The 21,421-nt window shown below is 50.9% G+C and carries 18 protein-coding genes; 10 read left to right on the top strand and 8 right to left on the bottom strand.

Annotation, left to right across the window (positions count from 1 at the left end; translation table 11 throughout):
• Positions 1-7 precede the first annotated feature (7 nt).
• Positions 8-541: a metal-binding protein gene (locus tag IPL32_10390; protein ID MBK8466227.1), complete on the top strand. Its 534-nt coding sequence runs from the start codon at positions 8-10 to the stop codon at positions 539-541.
• Here IPL32_10390 and IPL32_10395 read toward each other — a convergent pair.
• The gene (locus IPL32_10395; protein MBK8466228.1) at positions 538-1,764 is read right to left on the bottom strand and encodes a hypothetical protein; all 1,227 of its coding nucleotides are present in this window, start codon (positions 1,762-1,764) and stop codon (positions 538-540) included. The genes IPL32_10390 and IPL32_10395 overlap by 4 nt on opposite strands.
• 198 nt (positions 1,765-1,962) lie before the next feature.
• Here IPL32_10395 and IPL32_10400 point away from each other — a divergent pair, with 198 nt between their 5' ends.
• The 3 genes from IPL32_10400 (at position 1,963) to wecB (ending at position 5,125) form a co-directional block, all read left to right on the top strand.
• Positions 1,963-3,300, top strand: a complete 1,338-nt coding sequence (locus IPL32_10400) for a nucleotide sugar dehydrogenase (GenBank protein ID MBK8466229.1) — start codon at positions 1,963-1,965, stop codon at positions 3,298-3,300.
• 311 nt (positions 3,301-3,611) lie between these two features.
• Positions 3,612-4,022, top strand: coding sequence for a hypothetical protein (locus IPL32_10405; protein ID MBK8466230.1), 411 nt, complete (start codon positions 3,612-3,614; stop codon positions 4,020-4,022).
• A 2-nt stretch (positions 4,023-4,024) separates the two neighbouring features.
• Positions 4,025-5,125, top strand: a complete 1,101-nt coding sequence (gene wecB / locus IPL32_10410) for a UDP-N-acetylglucosamine 2-epimerase (non-hydrolyzing) (protein ID MBK8466231.1) — start codon at positions 4,025-4,027, stop codon at positions 5,123-5,125.
• Here wecB and IPL32_10415 read toward each other — a convergent pair.
• From IPL32_10415 to bcp, 3 genes are read right to left on the bottom strand one after another with little or no spacing between them, the layout of a single operon-like run.
• Positions 5,106-5,282: a hypothetical protein gene (locus IPL32_10415; GenBank protein MBK8466232.1), complete on the bottom strand. Its 177-nt coding sequence runs from the start codon at positions 5,280-5,282 to the stop codon at positions 5,106-5,108. The two genes, wecB and IPL32_10415, sit on opposite strands and share 20 nt — an antisense overlap.
• A gap of 36 nt (positions 5,283-5,318) precedes the next feature.
• Positions 5,319-5,675, bottom strand: coding sequence for a rhodanese-like domain-containing protein (locus tag IPL32_10420; GenBank protein ID MBK8466233.1), 357 nt, complete (start codon positions 5,673-5,675; stop codon positions 5,319-5,321).
• The gene (bcp, locus tag IPL32_10425; protein MBK8466234.1) at positions 5,626-6,087 is read right to left on the bottom strand and encodes a thioredoxin-dependent thiol peroxidase; all 462 of its coding nucleotides are present in this window, start codon (positions 6,085-6,087) and stop codon (positions 5,626-5,628) included. The genes IPL32_10420 and bcp overlap by 50 nt, the downstream gene beginning before the upstream one ends.
• Positions 6,088-6,130: 43 nt before the next feature.
• Here bcp and IPL32_10430 point away from each other — a divergent pair, with 43 nt between their 5' ends.
• Positions 6,131-6,673 carry a hypothetical protein gene (locus IPL32_10430; GenBank protein MBK8466235.1) on the top strand — a complete coding sequence of 181 codons (543 nt, stop codon included), beginning with the start codon at positions 6,131-6,133 and terminating at the stop codon, positions 6,671-6,673.
• Here IPL32_10430 and IPL32_10435 read toward each other — a convergent pair.
• The 3 genes from IPL32_10435 to sppA form a co-directional block, all read right to left on the bottom strand.
• The gene (locus tag IPL32_10435; GenBank protein ID MBK8466236.1) at positions 6,651-7,205 is read right to left on the bottom strand and encodes a hypothetical protein; all 555 of its coding nucleotides are present in this window, start codon (positions 7,203-7,205) and stop codon (positions 6,651-6,653) included. The two genes, IPL32_10430 and IPL32_10435, sit on opposite strands and share 23 nt — an antisense overlap.
• A gap of 9 nt (positions 7,206-7,214) precedes the next feature.
• On the bottom strand, positions 7,215-7,622 hold the full coding sequence (locus IPL32_10440; GenBank protein MBK8466237.1) for a hypothetical protein: 408 nt from the start codon (positions 7,620-7,622) through the stop codon (positions 7,215-7,217).
• A 150-nt stretch (positions 7,623-7,772) separates the two neighbouring features.
• A complete protein-coding gene (gene sppA / locus IPL32_10445; protein MBK8466238.1) occupies positions 7,773-9,575 on the bottom strand; it encodes a signal peptide peptidase SppA in 1,803 nt (600 codons plus the stop codon).
• Between the two features lie 181 nt (positions 9,576-9,756).
• On the opposite strand from sppA, the gene IPL32_10450 reads away from it, so the two are divergent.
• Positions 9,757-11,166, top strand: a complete 1,410-nt coding sequence (locus tag IPL32_10450; GenBank protein MBK8466239.1) for a sigma-54-dependent Fis family transcriptional regulator — start codon at positions 9,757-9,759, stop codon at positions 11,164-11,166.
• 258 nt (positions 11,167-11,424) lie between these two features.
• On the opposite strand, the gene IPL32_10455 is transcribed toward IPL32_10450, so the two are convergent.
• Positions 11,425-16,338, bottom strand: coding sequence for a hypothetical protein (locus tag IPL32_10455; protein ID MBK8466240.1), 4,914 nt, complete (start codon positions 16,336-16,338; stop codon positions 11,425-11,427).
• Between the two features lie 620 nt (positions 16,339-16,958).
• On the opposite strand from IPL32_10455, the gene IPL32_10460 reads away from it, so the two are divergent.
• From IPL32_10460 to IPL32_10475, 4 genes are read left to right on the top strand one after another with little or no spacing between them, the layout of a single operon-like run.
• Positions 16,959-18,062: a hypothetical protein gene (locus IPL32_10460; GenBank protein ID MBK8466241.1), complete on the top strand. Its 1,104-nt coding sequence runs from the start codon at positions 16,959-16,961 to the stop codon at positions 18,060-18,062.
• Position 18,063: 1 nt separating this feature from the next.
• Positions 18,064-19,128 (top strand): DUF4129 domain-containing protein, encoded by a 1,065-nt coding sequence (locus IPL32_10465; GenBank protein MBK8466242.1) that lies wholly within the window; start codon positions 18,064-18,066, stop codon positions 19,126-19,128.
• Between the two features lie 4 nt (positions 19,129-19,132).
• Entirely contained in the window at positions 19,133-20,662 is a 1,530-nt protein-coding gene (locus tag IPL32_10470; GenBank protein MBK8466243.1) for a DUF4350 domain-containing protein, read from the top strand.
• 1 nt (position 20,663) lies between these two features.
• Positions 20,664-21,416, top strand: coding sequence for a sulfite exporter TauE/SafE family protein (locus IPL32_10475; protein ID MBK8466244.1), 753 nt, complete (start codon positions 20,664-20,666; stop codon positions 21,414-21,416).
• Positions 21,417-21,421: the final 5 nt, after the last annotated feature.

The raw sequence follows: 21,421 nt of genomic DNA on the forward strand, positions 1-21,421 counted from the left end.
TAAACTGATGCCAAGCGGAAAATATCACGATGCCATCACGTTTAATCTTGCACTTCCGGCGTGTGCGGCGAGTTATGCTGTGAACGGAAGCCCATCGGTCTCGGCGGTCGTGTTCGTAGCATTCATATTTGGCGGATTGATGTTCGGCCCCGATCTTGACACGATTTCGCGTCAGTATTCTCGTTGGTTGATTTTTCGTTTTATTTGGTTTCCGTATCGTCGATTTTTTAAGCACCGTTCGCGATTTTCACACGGATTGATCTTCGGAGCGCTTGGCAGAGTGGTTTATTTCATCGGTGTTTTGACGCTGATGGCATTTTTTGCCGCGTTTATTTACATAGCTTTTGCGGGCGGAAAATTACCAAATCTCATCGATTTCGCACGAGTCTGGAAAACGATCGGCGAATTTACACAGTTGTATTTTAGTGAATATTTTTTGCTCGCAGTATTTGCCGGATTATGGTTTGGGGCGGCAAGTCATACGTTTACCGATATGGCAGGCTCGTTCATAAAAACCGGAAGGATCGCGAAATTTCTTTAATGTTTATTGCCGGTCCGTGCGTTATGAAGCCGCACGGCCTGTCGTCGTACAGCATCAGATACATTGCGATTCTTTGTGAGAGCCACCAGGTCGCGAAGCTGCAAGCGGCTCATGATCGTGAGTACATTTGCCATTGGCGTACGGGGATTTTTTGCGAGGGCGTGCATGACGCCGTAGCTGCGAGACCATTGCCGGTTTGAGGCGATCTGCCTCAGGATATCCTCGGCAAGCGAACGCATAGACGCGATCATCTCGATCTCTTGCTCCGTAATTCGCGGATTGTTGACGACCGCCGATGAGACAAGGCGGTTCGGATCACGGATAAGGATGTTTCGTGCTTCACGGTCGCCCTTCATACCGAGCTTGACGCGATCCTTGACGCCCATCTTCATGATGCGGTTGATCATCGAAACGCGTTCGCTCGAGATCTCTTCATCTTCTTCCGATTGAAGCTCGCCGAGGATCTTGCCGATAGTTGCCTTTCGCTGGTCCTCGGTTTCCTCGTAGATCTCTTCGATATATTCGAGGCTTAGCCATGAATCGTCAGTTTCGTGATCGGGAACTTCGATATGCTGGGCGAGAAAGAGAGCGTCATCGACGGTCATTCCCGCGGCATCCATGTCTACGCCGAATTCCGACTGTTCCAGAAACTCGGCCGCGGCTTCCTTGCCTTGGGCACGAAGTTCGTTTGCGATCTGCTGGGCGCCGCGTTCCTTTTCGAAGAATTCGCGTCTCGTTTCAGCGGCTCGGCGTTCGGCCTCTGGTGTACGGAATTGGTTGCCGATTATCGCTTCGATGATCGCGGGATTTTGGATCAGGAGTTGCTGATTGACCGATATCAGTTCGAGCAGTTGACCATCTTTTGTTGTTTGGGCAAGTTTTGAGATCGCTGTCGCGGGTGTTCGAGCGTTCAAGATGATCGCTTCGTGAATTGCAGCGGGAAGTTCGGCACGAGCAGCGAAATACGCCAAAACTCGTGGAGCGATCTCGTTTGAACGCATTGTCGCGTCCATGCCGTCGATATTTTGCGTTGCAAGAGCGGCGAGGGCATTATCCTTTAATTCTGCGTCTGAGCCTTCGGAAAAAGCGACAAGGACCTCGAGCAGATCGGACTGCGGAAGCGGCAAAATGCCGCGCGCCGCTGCCAATTGGGCCGGACGCGGCGCTGTGCCTTCGATAACGGCCTTGACTACAGGATTTGTCGAGGATATCTCCAAATTCATAAATCAGCGGAGAACGGATACAATTGAGAGTTTAATTATCGAGGTGTTCCGGTGCGTTTAAGCACGAGTAGTTTAGCATATTCCACTATAATATTGACTAAGACCGGCTCTTGGCATAGTTTAGAAGTGGTCAAATTTAAGAAAAGTCACACACCGGACCACCCATATTACATAGAAAATTATCCGATCAAATAAATAATGATAAAGAACGAATTAGAGAAGCTAATTGAAGAAAAGGGAGCGCTTATTGGCGTCATTGGATTGGGCTACGTCGGCTTGCCGCTGATCGTCGAATTTTGTCTAAAGGGATTTAAATCGATCGGCTTTGAGGTCGATGAGTCAAAAACCGTCGAGATCAATGCCGGACGCTCGTACATCGTTGATGTCACCAGCGAGAACGTCAAAAAGTGTTTAGATGACGGTAATCTGACCGCGACGACCGATTTCAGCAAGCTGGCCGAGTGTGACGTGATAATTATCTGCGTTCCAACCCCCTTGCGAAAGACAAAAGATCCAGATATGTCGTACATTTTGACTGCCGGCGGCGAGATTCAAAAATACTTGCGGCGAGGCCAGTTGATCATACTCGAATCGACGACCTATCCGGGTACGACCGACGAAGTTTTGCAGCCGATGTTCGAGGAGAAAGGATTTAAGCTCGACGAAGATTTTCTGCTGGCGTTTTCGCCTGAGCGTGTCGATCCCGGCAATCCCCAATACCAGACGCACAACATTCCGAAGGTCGTCGGCGGTGTTTCGCCCGATTCGACCGACGTTTCCGCGATGCTGTACGGGCATATCGTTGAACAGGTACATATTGTGTCTTCAGCCCGCGTCGCCGAAGCGGCAAAGCTGTGGGAAAACACGTTTAGGGCAATAAACATAGGCATGGCGAACGAGATGGCAAAGCTTTGCAACGCTCTCGGAATCGACACATGGGAAGTGGTCAGAGCTGCTGCGACAAAGCCGTTTGGCTTTATGCCGTTCTATCCCGGCCCCGGAATCGGCGGCCACTGCATACCGCTCGACCCGCATTATTTGTCGTGGAAGGCACGCCAGCACGGATTTGATTCGAAATTTATCTCGCTTGCCGAACAGGTAAATTCAAACATGCCTGCGTATGTCGTCGAACTAGCCACAGCGGCCCTGAACGACAACAAAAAAGCGGTTAACGGCTCGAAGGTCCTGATTCTAGGCGTCGCTTATAAAAAAGACATCGACGATATGCGGGAATCTCCTGCTCTGTCGATCATCGACCTCTTACGAGCCGACGGAGCCGACGTTTATTACCATGATCCGTTTGTTCCCGAAGTTACATTTGATCACGCATACACGATCGGCGACGCGGAGCCGCTTTATAACAAAGAGCTTACAGACTCGCTGATTGCTGATTCAGACTGCGTAATAATCTGCACGGAACATTCGGACATAGATTACGCGCGAGTTTGCAAACTTGCTTCCGTCATTGTAGATACACGAAACGCTCTTTCTGTGGAAACACGCAACGGCAGTAAAGCGAGGGTCGTCAGGCTGTAGCATCTAGCTAAGAGGAAAAATTAGCCCGAAAAAGCCATCTGAGATGTGTAAAAAGCCATCGGAGACACCCCAAAAAGCCATCTTACAGGGTCAAAAAGCCATCGGAAAAATGGCCCGAGACATTAAGGTGATGCCCGCCATCATCTTTTTGAGCGCACCGGATCATCTCAAGTGTTCATGCAGGCATTGACCATGTTGTTCATTTGCACAGAACATTCGGTCATGGATCATGCCCGAGTTTGTAAACCGGCCTCAATGATGGTAGATACGCGAAAGCACTGACTAACAAACTTCTCGTAGGACCCCAAAATATGCCAGGCTCATTGCCAAATCCAGTTTTTTATTTTCCCGCCAAGGTTGTAGTTTACTCGTTGGCCGGATGGATACTTAACAAAATTTATCACGAAGGTGTCAATCCGCTGATATTTGGAATTGTGCGAGTGGTGGTTGGATTTGGATTTGGATTCTTAATACTTGTTGCCATTACATCAACGGTTCCCGATTCCACCTCGCAGGGCCGTTCCGATTTCATTTGGCTTATACTAACGCGCCTAATTGTGTGGACGGGAATAATCTGGGTATTCTACGAAAGGAAAAATCTCTCACTCATTCGGTTTCTTGTCGTCGTTATCTTAGGAACCCTGCTGTCGTTCGGTTTTGACGCGGCTTTTTCGTGGATAGACGATGAATTCGCCAACACGTTATCCATCGGTATGTGCTAGTAATGAAGAAAATTTTTCTTATCGCCGGCGCTCGTCCTAACTTCATGAAGGTCGCGCCGATCTATGCTGAGATGAAGCGGCGGGCGGCGGAGTTTGAGGTGAAGATCGTCCACACCGGCCAGCATTACGATGCGGCGATGTCGGATGCGTTCTTTGACGATCTTGGGATGCCGAAGCCGGATATTCATCTGGGTGTTGGGTCGGGTTCGCATGCGGTACAGACGGCTAAGATAATGACGGAGTTTGAGCCGGTTGTACTTGCAGAGAAACCGGATTGGGTTTTGGTGGTCGGCGATGTAAATTCGACGATTGCGTGTGCATTGGTCTGCGCAAAACTCGGCATAAAGATCGCCCATGTCGAGGCGGGCTTGCGTTCCGGCGACCGTTCGATGCCCGAAGAGATCAATCGCATACTAACCGATTCGATCTCGGATCTGCTGTTTACAACCTCGCAGGATGCAGATGAGAATTTAAAGCGCGAAGGAATTCCGGCGGAAAAGATCGTCTTTGTCGGCAATGTGATGATCGACTCGCTGCTCGATCATTTGAAATTGGCGGAAAGGTCGAATGTCCGAAAAGACGTCGATATAGAAGGCAAAGATTACGCGGTTCTCACGCTCCATCGTCCGTCGAACGTTGATGATAAAGAAACGTTCTCCGGCATACTCGACGCATTGCTTTCGATATCAGAAAACCTGCCGATCATCTTTCCGGTCCATCCGCGAACAAAAGCCAAGATCGAAGAATTCGGTTTTGCAGGCACAATGGAAAACTCAAACATTCGTCTGATCGAACCACTCGGTTATCTTGATTTTATGCGGCTTTACAGCGGGGCGCAGTTAGTGTTGACCGATTCCGGCGGGTTGCAGGAAGAGACGACCGTGCTCGGCATTCCGTGCCTGACACTGCGGCACAACACCGAACGCCCGGTCACGATCGAGATGGGAACAAATGTTCTGGTTGGTACCGATCCGGAAAAGATTCGACGCTCCGCCGAAATTGCTCTTGGCAAGGATAGAAGTTCCGAAATAAAAATCCCTCCGCTCTGGGATGGCAAAACGGCGGAACGCATCTGCAACTCTCTTATTTCTTTAACGAATTAGCGTTAGCCTTATTCTGTTCGACAACAGGTTGTTCAATGACCGGCTGTGCTGCTACCGGCGGTGTTGTTGTGCTCGATTCCATCGGGTAGCCTGCATTTTTCCAAGCTGCTGTTCCGCCTACGAGTGCGTAGGTGTTTGAGATCTCTTTTTGGTTCATGTGGAGTGCCAGACCGGCACTCGTGTGTTCGGCCGGTCAGGAACAATAGACTATTATCTTTTTCCCTTTTGGTATCTCGGAAAACTTTGGGTTGTCCGGTGCACCGAAAGGAACATTCAATGCTCCGGCGATGTGTTCTTGTTTATATTGCGCTTCACCGCGGCTGTCAACAATCACTACATTTCCCGCGTCGAACTCTTTCTTTGCTTCTTCAATAGTGATGCGCGGAACGTCGGCATCACTATTGTATTTAACGTAGGGCGCCACCTTCGAGCTGTCGCAGTCGGCCTGAAAACCGAGAGAAGAGATCGCCAGAAACAAAACGGCAAGCTGCAATATATTTCTATTTTTCACCAAACGCCTCCAATACTTCATCGGCATGTGCCGCCACATCTACTTTATCAAATATCTTGGCGATCTTGCCTTTTTCATCTATCAAAAAGGTCTTGCGATTCGTGCCCATGTATTTTTTTCCGTACATGCTCTTTTCGCCCCACACGCCGTAAGCTTCAACGATCTTTTTGTCTGTGTCTGCCAGCAGGTCGAATGGCAGTTGGAATTTCGAGATAAATTTCTGATGCGACTTTTCGTCGTCGGTCGAAACGCCGAGAACACGGATGCCCTTGCTGCGATAAACGTCGTCAGCATCACGGAACGAGCAAGCTTCTTTTGTACAACCCGGCGTGTCGTCCTTAGGGTAAAAATACAAAACCACTCGCTGGCCCTTTAAATCGGCCAATTTTACAGCTTCGCCGTTTTGGTCATTGGCGTTAAAATCCGGTGCCTTGTCGCCTTCTTTCAGCATAAAACTCCTTAATCAGTTAAAATCTATACAAGAACTATATCAAATGAAACTTGTCAGTCAAAAAAAGGCACTTGAACGCTTGCAGACAATTATTTCAGATCTCAAATTTGAAATTTCAAATAATTATGAACACCGAGCAAGAAGCTGTCTGACTTGCGAGACTAAAGGGGCTTGCTGCCTCGACGCACATTTTGTGAATGTTCACATCTCACGGCTTGAGGCCGTCGCCATAGAAAGATCGTTGAGCAAACTGCCTACATCACATCAGCATGAAATATACGCCCGCATCGAGGATACGGTCGAAAAATACTCGCTAAAGGCGGAAGGTGACACTTTTGCGCAGACCTATGCGTGTCCGTTATTTGAGAAGGGAATTGGATGTTTGGTGCATGAGGATGGCAAACCTGTTCCGTGTATTATGCACGCATGTTACGAAAGGGCAGAGGACCTGCCGCCGAATGAATTGCAGATACGGGCGGAATATCAAATAGAAGATCTCAATACGCGCACTTACGGCAAATCGCGTCCTCTCCTGCCGCTGCCGCTTGCTTTGCGACAATACGCTAAGGCTTCTTCTTCAAGATAAAACCAAGAACAAATCCTGCCAGCAGCCAACCGACGATCTGATCGATCAATTCGGCGGTCACAAAATTTGTCGGGAAACGGTACCAATTCCAATACGAAACATTGATCGAGAGCCAGCCTGAAAGGCCAACCAAAGTGGCAATGGTCACACCGCGGCTAAAGCCTACGACAGCAAGAGACAGGATCATTCCTACGACCAACGCGGCGGCAATATTCGAGCTGAGCTCAACGGCAAATCTCTTAAAGGAAAATGCTTCGTCGCCGGTAGGATTATAGATAACGACTGCCGTTGGCCCTTCCTTATATTTTGCGTCCCACGCAGCTTGTTCCGCCTCGGTGGCAGTTTTTCTGTCGAAACCGGGCATTACATAAAAGCCGGGTTCGGACAGGTTGGCTTTCATCGCTGTTGTCATCGCGGCTTCGTTAGGCATAGGACGAACTCCCGCATCAGCGATGCCAAACACCATGTGCGATAAAGCGCCCCAGATGAACATCACTATGCCGGCGAGTACCGCCGCAACTATCAAACGCATAAAAAGCTCCTATGTGGTCTTTTTAAGATATCCGCCCGCGATCGTCATCGGGATAAGCAGAAGCAAAAATATCAAGTGATACCAGATCGGCAACAAATTCCACGCCGATGCTTGAACCGCTATACCAACTATGAGCAGCAGCAGGCCGAGAATGGTCGTCGTTCTCTTATTTTCATTCGAAAGCAGGACAGCAAGATAACCTGATATCAACGACGCTATGATGCTGTGAAAAAGCTTGAACAACAATATCGTCGAATTCGCTTCAAATGGCGTGTTATTAAATGCCGCTTTTTCAAAAGCGAGTTTATGCGTTCCGTACCAAGTCGGCGACAAAGAACCTAATGCCTCGTCACCGCCGACCCAAAGTATCGACCACACGATAAATCCGACTATCACTCCAAGAATAATACGAACCATAAAATTCAATTTCTCCTTGACGAAAAAAGGTTGGCGAAAAACATACCGCGAGTGCGGTTGGAAAAGCTAAAAAATTGTTATTTTGAAAAAGCGCGTGCTAAAAAGCTTCCGATTAGAAACTTTATTCGCACACGACGTGAATGTCAACGTTTATTTGATCTCGAGATCGAACGGCAGCATGAGCATTGCTTCTCCGCGCTGCATCTGGTCGAACAGCGCAGCGTAGCGGAACGCTCGTCGAATGTCGGCAGGCAGAGATTCGAGAAGTGCTGCCTGAGCCTGTTCTGCTTTTGTATCAGAGGATTCGGTTGACGCGTCGTCTCCGAGAAAACTTTCGAGAAAAGGCCTTGGCTCCGGCAGGACAATTCTTCTGACGTCTTTGTCTTCGGGCAGTTTTGCGAGTTCTTTGGCGACTGAGATCGCCTTTTCCAAACCACCAAATTCATCAATAAGGCCGCGCTCTTTTGCCTGAGTTCCGGTCCACACACGCCCTTGGCCCAGAGTGTTTACTTCTTCCGCAGTTTTGTTGCGGCCTTTACTGACCTTTGGCAAAAAGTTGTCAAAATAAATTGTGTTGGTTTGCTGGACCATCTTTTCGCGTTCTTCGGGCGTCCATTTTTCTGTCTCACGAAAGATGCCTGCGTTCTTTCCGCGCATTACATATTCGTTTGTAACGCCGAGCCAATCATATAGTCCTTTAACCACCGGTTTGCCCATAAAGACGCCTATCGAGCCTGTAATTGTCGAAGGCTCGGCGATGATCTTGTCGGCGTTGCACGCGATGTAATAACCACCCGAAGCCGCCACGTCGGACATCGAAACGACAAACGGTTTCTTTGTCTTAGCGTTCTCGATGGCGTGCCAGATCAAGTCGGATGCGAGTGCCGAGCCGCCGGGAGAATCGACTCGCATTACGATCGCTTTTATCGATTTGTCGTCACCGGCATTTTTGATCGCATCGACAAGCGTGTCGGAGCCGACCATTTCACCGTTGAAGGCACCGTTGCTCGATTTGCCGACGTTGATCGCTCCTGAAGCGTAGATGACCGCTACTTTTTCGCCGTTATTCAGACCGAGCGAATCGGATGGAACTTCGCGATATGCGCTGCCTGTTACCGTTCTCAATTTCGCGTCTTCTTTGTAACCGAGTGCAGTTTTCAATTGCGCATCGACTTGGTCACGATACAGTGCGTCGTCGATCAGGCCGAATGACTTCGCTTGATTTGCATTGTAAGGAGCTCCGTCGATCAGAGTTTTGACATCTTCGACCGATTTTTTTCGAGTGTCGGAAATGGCGGTTGTAAAGCGGGCAAAATATTCGTCCAAAACTGCATTGATAACCTCACGCTGGCCATCGGACATTTCCTTTTTGGTGTATTGGTCGGGTGCGTTCTTGTATTTCGGCCCGATCTGGATCACATCGGCCTCAATGCCGAGCTTGTCGAGCGAACCTTTGTAAAACATCGCTTCGGCGGCAAATCCATTGATGTAAATGTCACCCGATGGCGGCATGTAGATCTTGTCGGCGGCGGTGGCGATATAATATTCGCGGTTAGTGCCGATCTCCATGTAGGCGTAAACGGGTTTGCCGGACGTTTTTAGATCAGCTATCGCTTCGCGCAGTTCATATGCCTTGCCCCAGCCGATGTCGGGAAAATTGATCTCGAGCATTACGGCACCGATCCGCTTGTCAACCTTCGCTTTTCGCATCTGCGTCAGAAGACCGGTAAACGATTGCTTTTGGCTGATGCCGAAAGCTTTCGCAAGCGGCTCCTCGGCTGCGTAGTCAGGTAGCTCGCCGGAAATATTGAGAACAAGAACGCTGTTGTCCGCCACATCCGGCCGTCCCATCGATTTTGCGGCATAAATGATCGCGATCAACGCGACCATAAAAAGAACCAACGCGATGCCGCCCAACAATAAAAATACTTTTCCCGTTTTTGAAAGTGCCATTTGTTTTCCTGTCTAATGTTACGTCAGATAGGCATCTAAAGTTTAGTGCCACTAGGAAGAATTATGCGCAAGCCCGCACGTAAGTAAGGGCGATTCACGCAAGTTGAATGTTTCGCCCTTACTTACGTGCGGGCTTGTGCAACTGTTAAGAATCTTCCGAAATTTGTTATATTCAAATCCTATGGCTAAGAAAGGCTCGATCCTGATCTGCGACGACGAAGAGATAATGCGCGACGTGCTCGAAACTATACTTTCGGGCGCGGGCTATAAGGTCGAGCTTGCAAAAACCGGCGAAGAGGCGGTCGAGCTGTACTCGCAAAAGCCATTTGACGTAGTGCTGATGGACGTTTCGATGCCAGGCATCGGCGGCCTGACGGCGCTCGAACAATTGATAAAGTTCGACGCTGAAGCGGTGGTTTTGATGGTCACGGCTTACGCGACATTTGACACGGCGATCTCAGCCTGGGAAAAAGGAGCGACGGGCGTCATCCGCAAGCCATTCAAAAATGAGCAGATTCTAGTGCTCGTTGCCAAAGGCATCAAGAAACGCCACAAAGAAGAAGAGCGTCAAAATCTGCGTCAGGCGATGGTGCGTTCCGTCCAACGCGAAGGCTTCATCGGCCGCAGCGAGATAATGGAAAACGTCTTTCGCCTTGTCGAACGTGTCGCACCTGCGCGTTCGACGGTTTTGATCACCGGCGAAAGCGGCACCGGCAAAGAGCTTGTCGCCAAAGCCATCCACCAAGCAAGTCCGCGGGCGGGTGACCCGTTCGTCGTTGTAAATTGTTCCAACATTCCTTCGGAACTTCTCGAATCGGAACTTTTCGGCCACACAAAAGGCGCTTTTACCGGAGCGGTCGCGGCGAAGAAAGGTCTGTTCGAAGTCGCCGATACAGGCTCGATATTTTTGGATGAGATCGGCGATCTTCGGCCTGAGATCCAGGTCCGTCTACTGCGTGTCATTCAGGAACGCGAGTTTACACCGATCGGTGAAACGACGCCGACCAAAGTCGATGTCCGCATCATCGCCGCGACAAACGTTGACCTGAAAGAAGCCGTAAAGAACGGCCAGTTTCGCGAGGACCTCTACTATCGCCTTTCGGTTGTGCCGATGGAACTTCCGCCGCTGCGGGAACGAAAGGAAGACATCCTGCCGCTTGCCCAGCACTTTGTCCGAAAATACTCCGAGGAAAATGGCCGCGAGATCTCAGAGCAGCTTTCGCCGGAAGTGCTCTCGCTGCTCGAAACCTACAATTATCCCGGCAACGTCCGCGAGCTCGAAAACATAATCGAACGAGCGATCGTCATCGCGCCGGGAAACGAGATCACCGTCGAATGCCTGCGTGCCGAGGTTCGCGATCCCGAACTTGCCATGGAAATGATGGCATCATCTGACGGCGTCTCGCACGACATCGACATCGCCCACGGCGTCAATTTCTACGATGAAGTAAAGAAGTTCGAGATCGACCTTATCCGCCGCTCCCTCGACCAAACCGCCGGCCACCAATCCCGCGCCGCGCGTTTACTCGGCCTCAACGCCACAACCCTAAATTCAAAAATAAAAACCTACAACATCCGCCCCCGAAACTAATCCAAAACGCCCCAGCCCGCACCAGTCAGAACCGTGAGCGATAGCGACTGGGTTCCTTATGCCGAAGCCCGCACGTCAGTAAGGGCATTCTTTTGCGAAAGCCCGCACGTAAGTAAGGGCGAAACACTCAACACCGAATATACCGCCCTTCTTATGGTGTCTTTCGTGGCTAACCCAGATGCAAAAGCCCGCACGTAAGTAAGGGCGAAACACTCAACACCAATGTACCGCCCTTCCTTATATGTGAGCCCGCGCAAATTAAAACAGTTCGATCTTTCCGTCTGCTATCGTAACTCGCGGCTCGCCCTCATTAAACACTATCCGCTCAAACGAGATCGGCGACATCGAACCCGATTCACCAACCGCAGTAAACCTTAGATTCAACAACAAACCGTCGCCATCTATCGGATAAGCCCCATAAACAACAACCCTCAAGAGTCCCGGCTCAGCCGCATTCGTCACAACCGAAAGCCCGCGACTTGCTGTTCCGCCCACATCAACCGCATCAACCAAAGGCTGCATCACCGAAGGATCATACCTGAGATCAAACTCATAAGAGATCACGCCCTTGTTAGCAATGCCTTCGACTGTCACCGGAACAACGATCTCCTTATCCGTCGAAGCAGTAACCGACGCCAACTCAACTGCAATGCCTCTCTCCGGCCCACTGACCATTTTCAACGGCCTACTGTCTGCTGCTCTCGCCGCCGTCGGGTTCCAGTTTCCTGTGACCTCGCCGACAAGAATGCCTATATAGTCCTGTCCTGTCTGAAGGCCGATCGGATCCTCGTAGCTCCGATTCGTCGGCGACGCGCCGATCGGGAACGTCGGTTGTGAAACACTAGGAACAAAGAATCTCCACTGCCCTGTAAGTCCGATCGGAGGCCCAAGGCCCGATACAAACCTTGCGATCTGTGCAGCGTCGGTTGACGACAGTGCACCGTTGTTAGTAACGTCCGCAGCGATCTTCTGTCGGTTGCTGGTGATAAACAATGTTCCGGCTACATGCTGAGCAACCCTCGCCGCATCGGCAGACGAGACACCGTTTTGTCCGGTGCTTTTCGACAGCGAAACGTTGTAAGAACCCGCACCAAACCCGGTCAGTGTATACTGCCCTGCACTCCCGCCCGGAGCCGCAGTTGTAGTCAAAACATTCGGCGAACCGCTGCCAGTAACTGCAGCATTTGAAATAAACTTAGTAGTAGGCGATGCCGGATTGCCGTACGTGACCGTTCCGCTGATAGACGGAGTCTCCGCAGGCGTTGGGGTATTCGTTGGCGTGTCAGTCGGAGTATCCGTTGGCGTGTTTGTTGGTGTATCCGTAGGCGTAAACGTCCCTGTTGCCGTGGGCGTCGGTGTATTTGTAGGCGTAAACGTTTCCGTTGCCGTCGGCGTCGCTGTATCTGTAGGCGTAAACGTCTCTGTCGCCGTTGCGGTGGGTGTGTCGGTGGCAGTTGCAGTCGGCGTCGGAGCCGGGCAATTCCCTGCACTGCCGGCGTTGTAGATGTCCTGTATTTCAGAGAGTGCGAGCGCGCGGTTAAAGATCTGGATCTCGTCGACTTGCCCTATAAACTCGCCCGATGTTCCCTGGTCCATGCCAATTCGCAATGGGTTAGTGTTAACGGGAATAGGCGAGCCGCCGCCAGAATTGATTGTCGTAATCAGCGAGCCGTTAACGTAGATTCGCGGCGTTACGCCGTCATAGGTCGCGGCAACGTGGCTAAAAACGCCGTCCGGCAATGTAAGAGTTCCCGTAGAAACCAAAGCTAGCGCACTTCCAGCCTCAAACACAATTTGTGCATCTTGGATATACAGCCTGAATCCCGAGCTTCCGCTTTTCTTATTAACGATTGTACGAGGTCCCGATTGGTTGAGCGGCCTGACCCACGCGTCAATCGAAATCGCTGAAGTCATGTCTAGACTGTCATTATCCGAAACCTCGACGAAATCGTCGACGCCGTCAAAACTGTATGCCTGTCCGACCTTGCCGGATGTGAATGTCGTGTTGCCCTGCAGCGTGCCATGATTCCCTGAACCTGAGGAATCGTTGGCATTCCCTTCAGCCTTGTGCCAAAACGTATTGTTCGATGGCAGCGGCGAAGCACACGTCGGCGTCGCCGTCGGCGTGTTCGTCGCTGTTGCAGTTGCGGTTGCAGTTGGGGTTGCAGTATTCGTCGGCGTATCCGTCGCCGTCGGCGAAGAGCATACTGCACCATTGTAGCGGACAACCGAGAAGTCATAGTCTGAGACGTTGGTACTGGAACCCGCGGCGACTATCATTCCATTCGGCTGAATTGCAACGCCGTATGCAAGATCGTCGCTAAGAACAGGGGTCGTCACTTTGCCGTCGCCGTCAAAGGTGTTATCCAGTGATCCGTCGACATTGTAGCGGACAACCGCGAAATCAAAGGTTGCACCGGCGCTGCTTTGTCCTGCGGCGACAATTTTACCGTCCGGCTGCAGCGCGACCGCGCTGGCCGCATCAGATGAACTCAGAACCGGCGTCGTAACCTTGCCGTCGCCGTCAAAAGTATTGTCAAGCGTCCCATTGGAGTTGTAACGAACAACCGCGAAATCGATGTTTGAGCCGAAAGTGATAGAACTGCTTCCCACCGCTACTATCTTTCCGTCCGGCTGCAGTGCAACTGAGTTGGCATTATCCGCTCCAAGCACCGCCGTCGTCACTTTGCCGTCGCCGTCAAAGCTCGTATCCAACGAACCGTTGGAGTTGTAGCGGACAACGGCGAAATCAAAATCTACACCGTTATTGCTGCTCCCCACAAGGACGATCTTTCCATCAGCCTGTACGGCGGCGGAGTACGCATTGTCGTTGGAGCTGAGGACTGCTGTCGTTACTTTGCCGTCACTGTCGAATGTAGTATCCAGCGAACCGTTGGAATTGTAACGGACCACCGCAAAATCATTGTTGGCACCATTAGTACTGTAGCCTGCGACGACTATTTTTCCGTCAGACTGAATCGCGACCGAACGCGCAAAATCATCCCCGCTCAAAACCGGCGTTGTCACTCTGCCGTCGCCGTCAAATGTCGTATCGAGCGAACCATTCGTGTTGTAGCGGACAACTGCGAAATCGCCGCTACTAAATCCTGCCGCGACAATCTTTCCATCGGTCTGTACTGCAACTGAGTAAGCGCCGTCACTCCCGCCAGGGAAATCTGTAGTCACTTTGCCGTCGCCGTCGAATGTCGTATCTAGCGAACCGTCAGCGTTATAGCGGACAACTGCGAAATCATTGTTTGAAATCGTTACGACACTGTAGCCTGCGGTGACTATTTTTCCGTCTGGCTGCATTGCGACGGATAATCCAAAGTCGTGCGATCCTAGAACCGCTGTTGATACCTTTCCGTCACCGCCAAATGAAGTGTCGAGGCTACCCGTCGGCGAACAAGGCGTTGCCGTCGCCGTCGGCGTATTGGTCGCTGTATTTGTTGGCGTATATGTTGGGGTTGGTGATGATGGCCCAAGTCCCGCGAAAACGTATGCCGCGCCGGACTCACCAGAACTCTCGTTCGCCGTGCTGTTCACACTGGTCGTACTGCTGTCCTCCAAATAAGCCCCAACAACAACAGTGTCGCCCGCGATAGCCACAGAGATGCCGAACCCGTCTCCTGCCTGAGTGGTGCCGACAGCGGCTGGCTTGAGATATGCCTGCTGCGTCCACACGCCTGCACTCCGGGTAAAGACATATGCTGCACCAGCGTTAGAGGATATCTCATTTGCTGGGCTGTTCACGCCCGTCGTACTGCTGTCCTCCTGAGGTGCCCCGACTACCAACGTGTCATCCGAGATGCCAACCGAATAGCCGAAATAGTCCCCCGCCTGCGTTGCTCCGACGGCTGCGGGCTTGAGATAGGACTGCTGCGTCCACACGCCTGAGCTTCGTGAAAAGACATAGGCCGCACCGGCTTGGGCGGCGCTCTCGTTTGGCGTGCTGTTCACGCCCGTCGTGTCGCTGTCCTCCCCGAAAGCCCCTACAACCACCGTGTCACCCAAGACAGCCACCGAGCGACCGAACTGGTCACCCGCCTGCGTGGTACCAACGGCGGCGGGCTTGAGATACGCTTGCTGCGTCCATACGCCTGCGCTGCGGGTGAATACGTAAACCGCTCCGGAACCGCCTGAGGTCTCGTTAGCGATGCTGTTCACTCCCGTGGTGCTGCTGTCCTCCCCGTCAGCCCCGACGACCACAGTGTCGCCCGAAACGGACACCGAGTTGCCGAACTGGTCATTCGCCTGCGAGGTGCCGACCGCAGCGGGTTTAAGATAGGCTTGCTGCGTCCATACGCCCGCGCTGCGGGTAAAGACGTAGGCCGCGCCGGAATTGCTGGAGCTCTCGTTTGGCGTGCTGTTCACGCCTGTCGTGCTGCTGTCCTCCAGAGGTGCCGCGACGACCACCGTGTCGCCCGCCACCGCCACCGAGACGCCGAACTGGTCACCCACCTGCGTAGTACCGACCGAGGCCGGCTTGAGATAAGCCTGCTGCGTCCACACGCCAGAACTGCGAGTGAACACATAAGCCGCGCCGGCTACGGAGCCGCTCTCGTTTGGCGTGCTGTTCACGCCAGTCGTACTGCTGTCCTCATATGGAGCCCCGACGACTATCGTGTCGCCCTCGATGGCCACTGAATAGCCGAACAGGTCAATTAGCTGAGAAATGCCAACAGGGGCGGCAGGCTTGAGATATGCCTGCTGCGTCCACACGCCTCCGCTGCGGGTGAAAACGTATGCTGCTCCGGAGTCATAGTTGCTACCGCCTGTGTCATTTGGCGTGCTATTTACGCCCAACGTGTCGCTGTCTTCATATGGAGCCCCGACGACCACCGTGTCGCCCGAGATAGCCACCGCGTAACCAAAACCATCACCTGACTGAGAAGTACCGACAGCACCGGGCTTGAGATAGGCCTCCTGGTCAATAGATTCAATGCTTCTGTTGCGGCCCGCCTCGTAAGCCGCCCGTATGCCGTCCCAATCTGAGTGCGAAAGCCCGTCCGGCACTTGTTCGCCGTCGGTTTCCTCAGTCGTGACAGTCGCTTCCGCCGAAAATAGACTAAGACCAAATCCGCTGCCCCAATTGGCACTAACGGCGATGTCTGCAAGGACGATCAAGATTGACGTGATAACGATAATGCGGACTGGCGATATACGCGGCATAGACGAGTCTCCTTAAGTGTTGTCGGATGTATACAATTCACGCTCGTCAGAAGAACCTGTCGGTCATCTTGAACAGCAAAGAAGATCGGCCTGAGAACGCTTATTAGCCAATGATGTTATACCTGAATTCCAGATTTTACAAGTAAAATATCGCATTCGGTGGCGACAACGACGATAACGAATAGAGTGACGATAACGAATGGAAAACGTTAATGAAGAGAACGACAGAAACTGAATGGAGACTTTTTTAAAAAAGCCAAAAAATCGCCTTTCGCCCGATGGCTTTTTGGGGTTCTCCGATGGCTTTTAGGGGGGTCTCCGATGGCTTTTTGGCACTGAAAGGCGGCTTTTTGGCAAAAAATAAATGTGCAATTCTTGCAAGTACAATATATTCAACAACTTAACACTGACAGCATAACCCCATACTTTAGCTTCTTCCAGAAAAGCTCCTTTCATAAAACCGCGATTTTGCTAACAAATCGCAACAATGTGGCACGTGCCACATCTAAAATTGGCCATTCTAGCGCGATTTTTAAAAACTATTTTTGGTAGGGAAGTTTTCCAAAATTTTGACTGGACTTTTAAGAAGTTGACAATGGAATTTGCTAAACTTCTCGGCAATGGCCAGTGTCGATTTTTTCGATTCCACTCAATCACTCTCACCGCTCGGTGCGGGCGATCTGATCGACAGAGCGGTCCGTTTTTACCGCAAGTACTTTTGGACGTTCCTTTTGATCGCCTCGCCGCCGGTTATCGTCGGAACGCTGATCTCGGTCGGCTGGACCGTTGCCGGACGACAAATGTTCTCGCTCAGCGCAGATGCGTATTCGCCGGAAAATGCATTTTACGCGGTCTTTCTGTGGCTCGGCACCATTGCGATCTGGCTCGTAGAAACTATCGCAACGCTGGTTGTCATGGGCGGTGCATCGAGAAATTTTGTGCGTCATCTGCTCTTTGGCGAGCCGATCACCTTTCGCGAAACCTATCAGAATGTATGGAAACGGCTGTCCGGCCTCATTTTTGCGTCCGCGATCATAACACTCCTGCTCGGAGCGATAGGTTTTGTGATCTTCTATTTCGGCCTGCTGGTCGGCGGCATTGCGATCGTGCTTGTTGTTTCGGTATTTAGTTGGATGCCGGTTTTGGCATTCATAATCTCGCTGCCGATAGGTGTGGCGGCGGCTTGGGGAACGCTGTGGCTTTTCTTTCTCGTGGCGTCGCGGGTAGCTTATATTCCGCAAGTGATGTTGGTCGAGGGGCAAGGCGTCTTTGCTTCCATCGCCCGAAGCGCAAGCCTCGCGGGCGGAAGTGTGCGTCGGTTGACCGCACTTTTTGTGTTCACTACCGTCGCGGCATATTCTGCTTTAGCACTGCTTTTTGTCCCGCTTGCCTGGTATGCGTCGGTCAATGGCGTTGAACTTATGTCCTTTGATGCTGACCTTGTACCGGCTTGGTATGAGATAGTTTCGAGCCTCATATGGCAGATAAGTTTTGTCTTGCTTTCGCCAGTCTGGATGATCGGCCTTTGCATTCTCTATGTCGATGAACGTGTGCGAACCGAGGGTTATGATATAGAACTGATGGCCGCGCGGCGTTTGGGTGAGATACCATCCGTACCTATTAGCTATGTAAACCCGCTGCACCCTGCTCTTTCGAGTACGATCGAAGCACAGGCAATACAACACGACAGGCCGAATTCTATTACGACTCTCGGGCTGAAATGAGATGGCATTGATGCACAATTCCAACAAGGTAATAAATGCGGCGATCCTTTTCGGGGTCTTGTTAGTTGCCTTGTGTCCTGTGTTTGCGGCAACGCTCGACGATTATCAAAAGCGGCTTGAAGCCGCACGTATGGACATTATTGCTCTTCGGCGTTTGGACGATGACGCTAGCGGTTTTGAGCGTTTGGAGCGTGAGAAGCTTGAAGATATCCGCAGATCGATTCCGAAAACCGAGCAGCTAGAATTACAGAGCGGCAGTGTTGCGACAGACAATCAGTGGCTTCATGACGAACTTGGGGCTTACCTTGAGGAGACCGATCCAGAACCGAGACAAACTTTACTCTTGAGTATTGAGGAGCGCATTACAGCTATTGGCGAGAAGGTCGGTGAACTGCAAGAAGCAACAACCATAGAAAGAACCAAGGATGAAGACAAGCAAAAACTGGCTGAAATTTTGCGTCGAGAAGAATATCAAAGAGCGGAAGTTAAGGACGAGAGCTTGTTTCAAAAATGGAGTAAGGCGTTTTGGGATTGGATCGCAACATTCTTTCCAAAGCCGTCTATATCGTCGCCGACCGAGCCCGGCTTTGGTTCGCTTAAATTTCTTCTGCAGATACTTATATATGCGGCAGTTATTGGTGCAATAGGGTTTTTGCTATATCGTTTCTGGCCTCTTATGGTCGGCCGTTTTGGCTTCAAAACAAAGGAGAAAAAACACGACCGTGTGATACTTGGCGAACGCATTGGGGAAGACGAGTCAGCAGACGATCTCTTTTCAGAGGCAGAACGACTCGCCCTCGACGGACATCTAAGAGATGCAATTCGCAAGGGTTATATAGCCGTGCTTTGCGAGCTAAGTGACCGCAAGATCATTGGCCTCGCACGGCACAAGACAAACCGAGACTACCTGCGTGACGTCCGAAAGCGGGCCGGACTTTTCGAAAATATGTCGGGCCTAACCGGCACATATGAACGCAATTGGTATGGCCTGCGTCCGTCGGAGAAAGAGGATTGGGAAGATTTTCGCGATAGATATAAGCAGACGATGACTTCTGCAAAGACTTAGTGATATGAAGCAAAAGCTGTTCATTTTTCTTTTTCTAATTCTGATCGTAGTTACGCTGGTCGGGCTGAATGCAGCGTCCTACGTTCAGAAAGAGAAAACACCGGACAGCGAATTATCACCAAATCGTTCGACCTTCAACGTCGGAGCAACGGGAACAAACGCACTTTATTCGTTGCTTTCGGAAACCGGCCGCAAGGTCATTCGATGGCAGGAACCGCCATCTGCTTTGCTGGCCGCAAAGAAAAATGTGCCGTCGGTCTTTGTGGTGATCGGGTCATTGCGGCGCGAATTTGCAGAGGATGAGATAGAACCTCTCTTAAAATGGGTCTCAAACGGCGGAAGGCTTGTCCTGATCGATCGAGAGCCGCCGTCTGAACTCGTCACAACTACGGCAAATTGGCGGATCAAATTTGATAGTGAGAGTCCATTCAAATTTCTGAGCGTCGATCCGTCCGACCAAAATCAGATGACCGCCGATATGCAGGCGATCAAACCGGTTCAGCCAACCACTTTTACAAACAGTATCAATGCGATCCAGCCGTCCCGATTGGCGTCGTCGATTAAGTTTGAGCGGTTTGAAAACGATGAAACCAAGTCAACCGGACAGGGAAGCGGCATTGGAAGCGGAACGATAATGCCTCCGCCACCCCCTAAAAGTATGCAGACCGCAGACGAGTATTATGATGACTCGGAATCTGAATTTTCAGCCGAACCTGAACCGTCGATGGAAAGCAGTTCGAATGATCCGACAACAAAGAAAAACAAACTATACACTGTCCCGTCTCCAACGCCTGTTAAGATCGAACAGTTTGTATTGAATACGGATAACACAAATTCTCCGAGTCAATCAGCGCCTGTCGTCCATTTCGCATCGGAATCGAGAAACTTACTTGTTGAAGTGCCGTTCGGCGAAGGCAAGATCGTTTTTCTTGCAGACCCGTTTATTGTTTCCAATGGTGGTATCGGACTTGTCGATAACGCACAGCTTACGATAAATATTCTGGCCGCGGGTAATTCGCCGATCGCATTTGACGAATATCATCAGGGATACGGAGCTAACAATAATAAATTCCTTGAGTTTTTCGAAGGGACGCCTGTTGTAGCGATATTCTTGCAATGCCTTCTACTCGCCGGTTTCGTTTTCTTCTCACAAAGCCGACGTTTTGCGCGGGCTGTGCCCGAAGTGGAACCCGACCGATTTTCAAAACTGGAATATGTTTCGGCGATGGCCGAGCTGCAGGAACGTACGCACTCTTTTGATCTCGCGATCGAGAATATCTACAAAGAATTTCGGCGCCGGGCCGCAAGGTTGTTGGGAGCGGATAATTACACTGTGAGATATGACGATCTCGCAAAGCTTATAGCTGAGCGAACAGGCCTCGATCCAACGAGCGTTGCCGGTACGCTTTTCAAATCTGAAGAGATCATTCGCGGTGAACCGACGAACAAGCGTGAAGTTTTAGAGTTGTCGGGTGAACTTCGTCATTTGGAAGAGAGACTTGGGTTGACGCGCAATCGTAAAAGCAGAATCTAGGATGACACTTTACGCACTAATAGTTTTGATCGTTGTTTTCTTTTTGACGAGTGTCGTTGGCGTCGTCACAGGTAGTAATTCTTTGATCGCTGTGCCGGTGATGTTCCAGTTCGGTATAGATCCACGCGTTGCTGTTGCGACAAATATGTTCGGCCTTGTTTTTATGTCGATCGGTGGTACGATCCCTTTTCTGCGGCAGGGGAAAATTGAGTTTGGAAGGATCGCTCCGCTTGTTGCTATAACATTACTTGGCTCGGCGTTGGGAGCAGGGATTGTAGGCCTTATCACAGGCGAAGCGATAAAAGTAATCGTCTCGGTTGCGATGATCTCCGTTGTTATTTTCACGCTCGTAAAACGGCGATCAGGAATTGAAAAGGCTAAACCGGTTTCGCGCAGCGCGATGGTTTTGACTTTTGTCCTAACATTTCTTTTGGGTATTTACGGAGGGCTTTACAGCGGAGGTTATGTCACGATCCTGACCGCAACGCTTGTTGCGTTTTTTGGGATGACTTATTCCGAGGCCGTCGCGAATACCAAGTTTATTAATGTCTTTTCGTCAGCCATTGCGACGGTCGTTTTTATGTGGCAAGGTTTAGTGGATTACAAACTCGGTGCGATCCTCGGCGTGACGATGTTTTTGGGCGCTTATGTCGGGGCTCATTACGTCACAAAGTTAAACGACATTTGGATAAGACGGATATTTTTATCGGCAGTATTATTGCTAGCGATTAAAACACTATATGACTTTGTTTAAGAGGC

This window comes from Chloracidobacterium sp. (assembly GCA_016711345.1).
Taxonomy (GTDB): Bacteria; Acidobacteriota; Blastocatellia; order Pyrinomonadales; family Pyrinomonadaceae; genus OLB17.

Coding starts and splice junctions, on each gene's coding strand:
- IPL32_10390 (MBK8466227.1), top strand. CDS start 8: ATGCCAAGCGGAAAATATCACGATGCCATCACGTTTAATCTTGCACTT.
- IPL32_10395 (MBK8466228.1), bottom strand. CDS start 1,764: ATGAATTTGGAGATATCCTCGACAAATCCTGTAGTCAAGGCCGTTATC.
- IPL32_10400 (MBK8466229.1), top strand. CDS start 1,963: ATGATAAAGAACGAATTAGAGAAGCTAATTGAAGAAAAGGGAGCGCTT.
- IPL32_10405 (MBK8466230.1), top strand. CDS start 3,612: ATGCCAGGCTCATTGCCAAATCCAGTTTTTTATTTTCCCGCCAAGGTT.
- wecB (MBK8466231.1), top strand. CDS start 4,025: ATGAAGAAAATTTTTCTTATCGCCGGCGCTCGTCCTAACTTCATGAAG.
- IPL32_10415 (MBK8466232.1), bottom strand. CDS start 5,282: ATGAACCAAAAAGAGATCTCAAACACCTACGCACTCGTAGGCGGAACA.
- IPL32_10420 (MBK8466233.1), bottom strand. CDS start 5,675: ATGTGGCGGCACATGCCGATGAAGTATTGGAGGCGTTTGGTGAAAAAT.
- bcp (MBK8466234.1), bottom strand. CDS start 6,087: ATGCTGAAAGAAGGCGACAAGGCACCGGATTTTAACGCCAATGACCAA.
- IPL32_10430 (MBK8466235.1), top strand. CDS start 6,131: ATGAAACTTGTCAGTCAAAAAAAGGCACTTGAACGCTTGCAGACAATT.
- IPL32_10435 (MBK8466236.1), bottom strand. CDS start 7,205: ATGCGTTTGATAGTTGCGGCGGTACTCGCCGGCATAGTGATGTTCATC.
- IPL32_10440 (MBK8466237.1), bottom strand. CDS start 7,622: ATGGTTCGTATTATTCTTGGAGTGATAGTCGGATTTATCGTGTGGTCG.
- sppA (MBK8466238.1), bottom strand. CDS start 9,575: ATGGCACTTTCAAAAACGGGAAAAGTATTTTTATTGTTGGGCGGCATC.
- IPL32_10450 (MBK8466239.1), top strand. CDS start 9,757: ATGGCTAAGAAAGGCTCGATCCTGATCTGCGACGACGAAGAGATAATG.
- IPL32_10455 (MBK8466240.1), bottom strand. CDS start 16,338: ATGCCGCGTATATCGCCAGTCCGCATTATCGTTATCACGTCAATCTTG.
- IPL32_10460 (MBK8466241.1), top strand. CDS start 16,959: ATGGCCAGTGTCGATTTTTTCGATTCCACTCAATCACTCTCACCGCTC.
- IPL32_10465 (MBK8466242.1), top strand. CDS start 18,064: ATGGCATTGATGCACAATTCCAACAAGGTAATAAATGCGGCGATCCTT.
- IPL32_10470 (MBK8466243.1), top strand. CDS start 19,133: ATGAAGCAAAAGCTGTTCATTTTTCTTTTTCTAATTCTGATCGTAGTT.
- IPL32_10475 (MBK8466244.1), top strand. CDS start 20,664: ATGACACTTTACGCACTAATAGTTTTGATCGTTGTTTTCTTTTTGACG.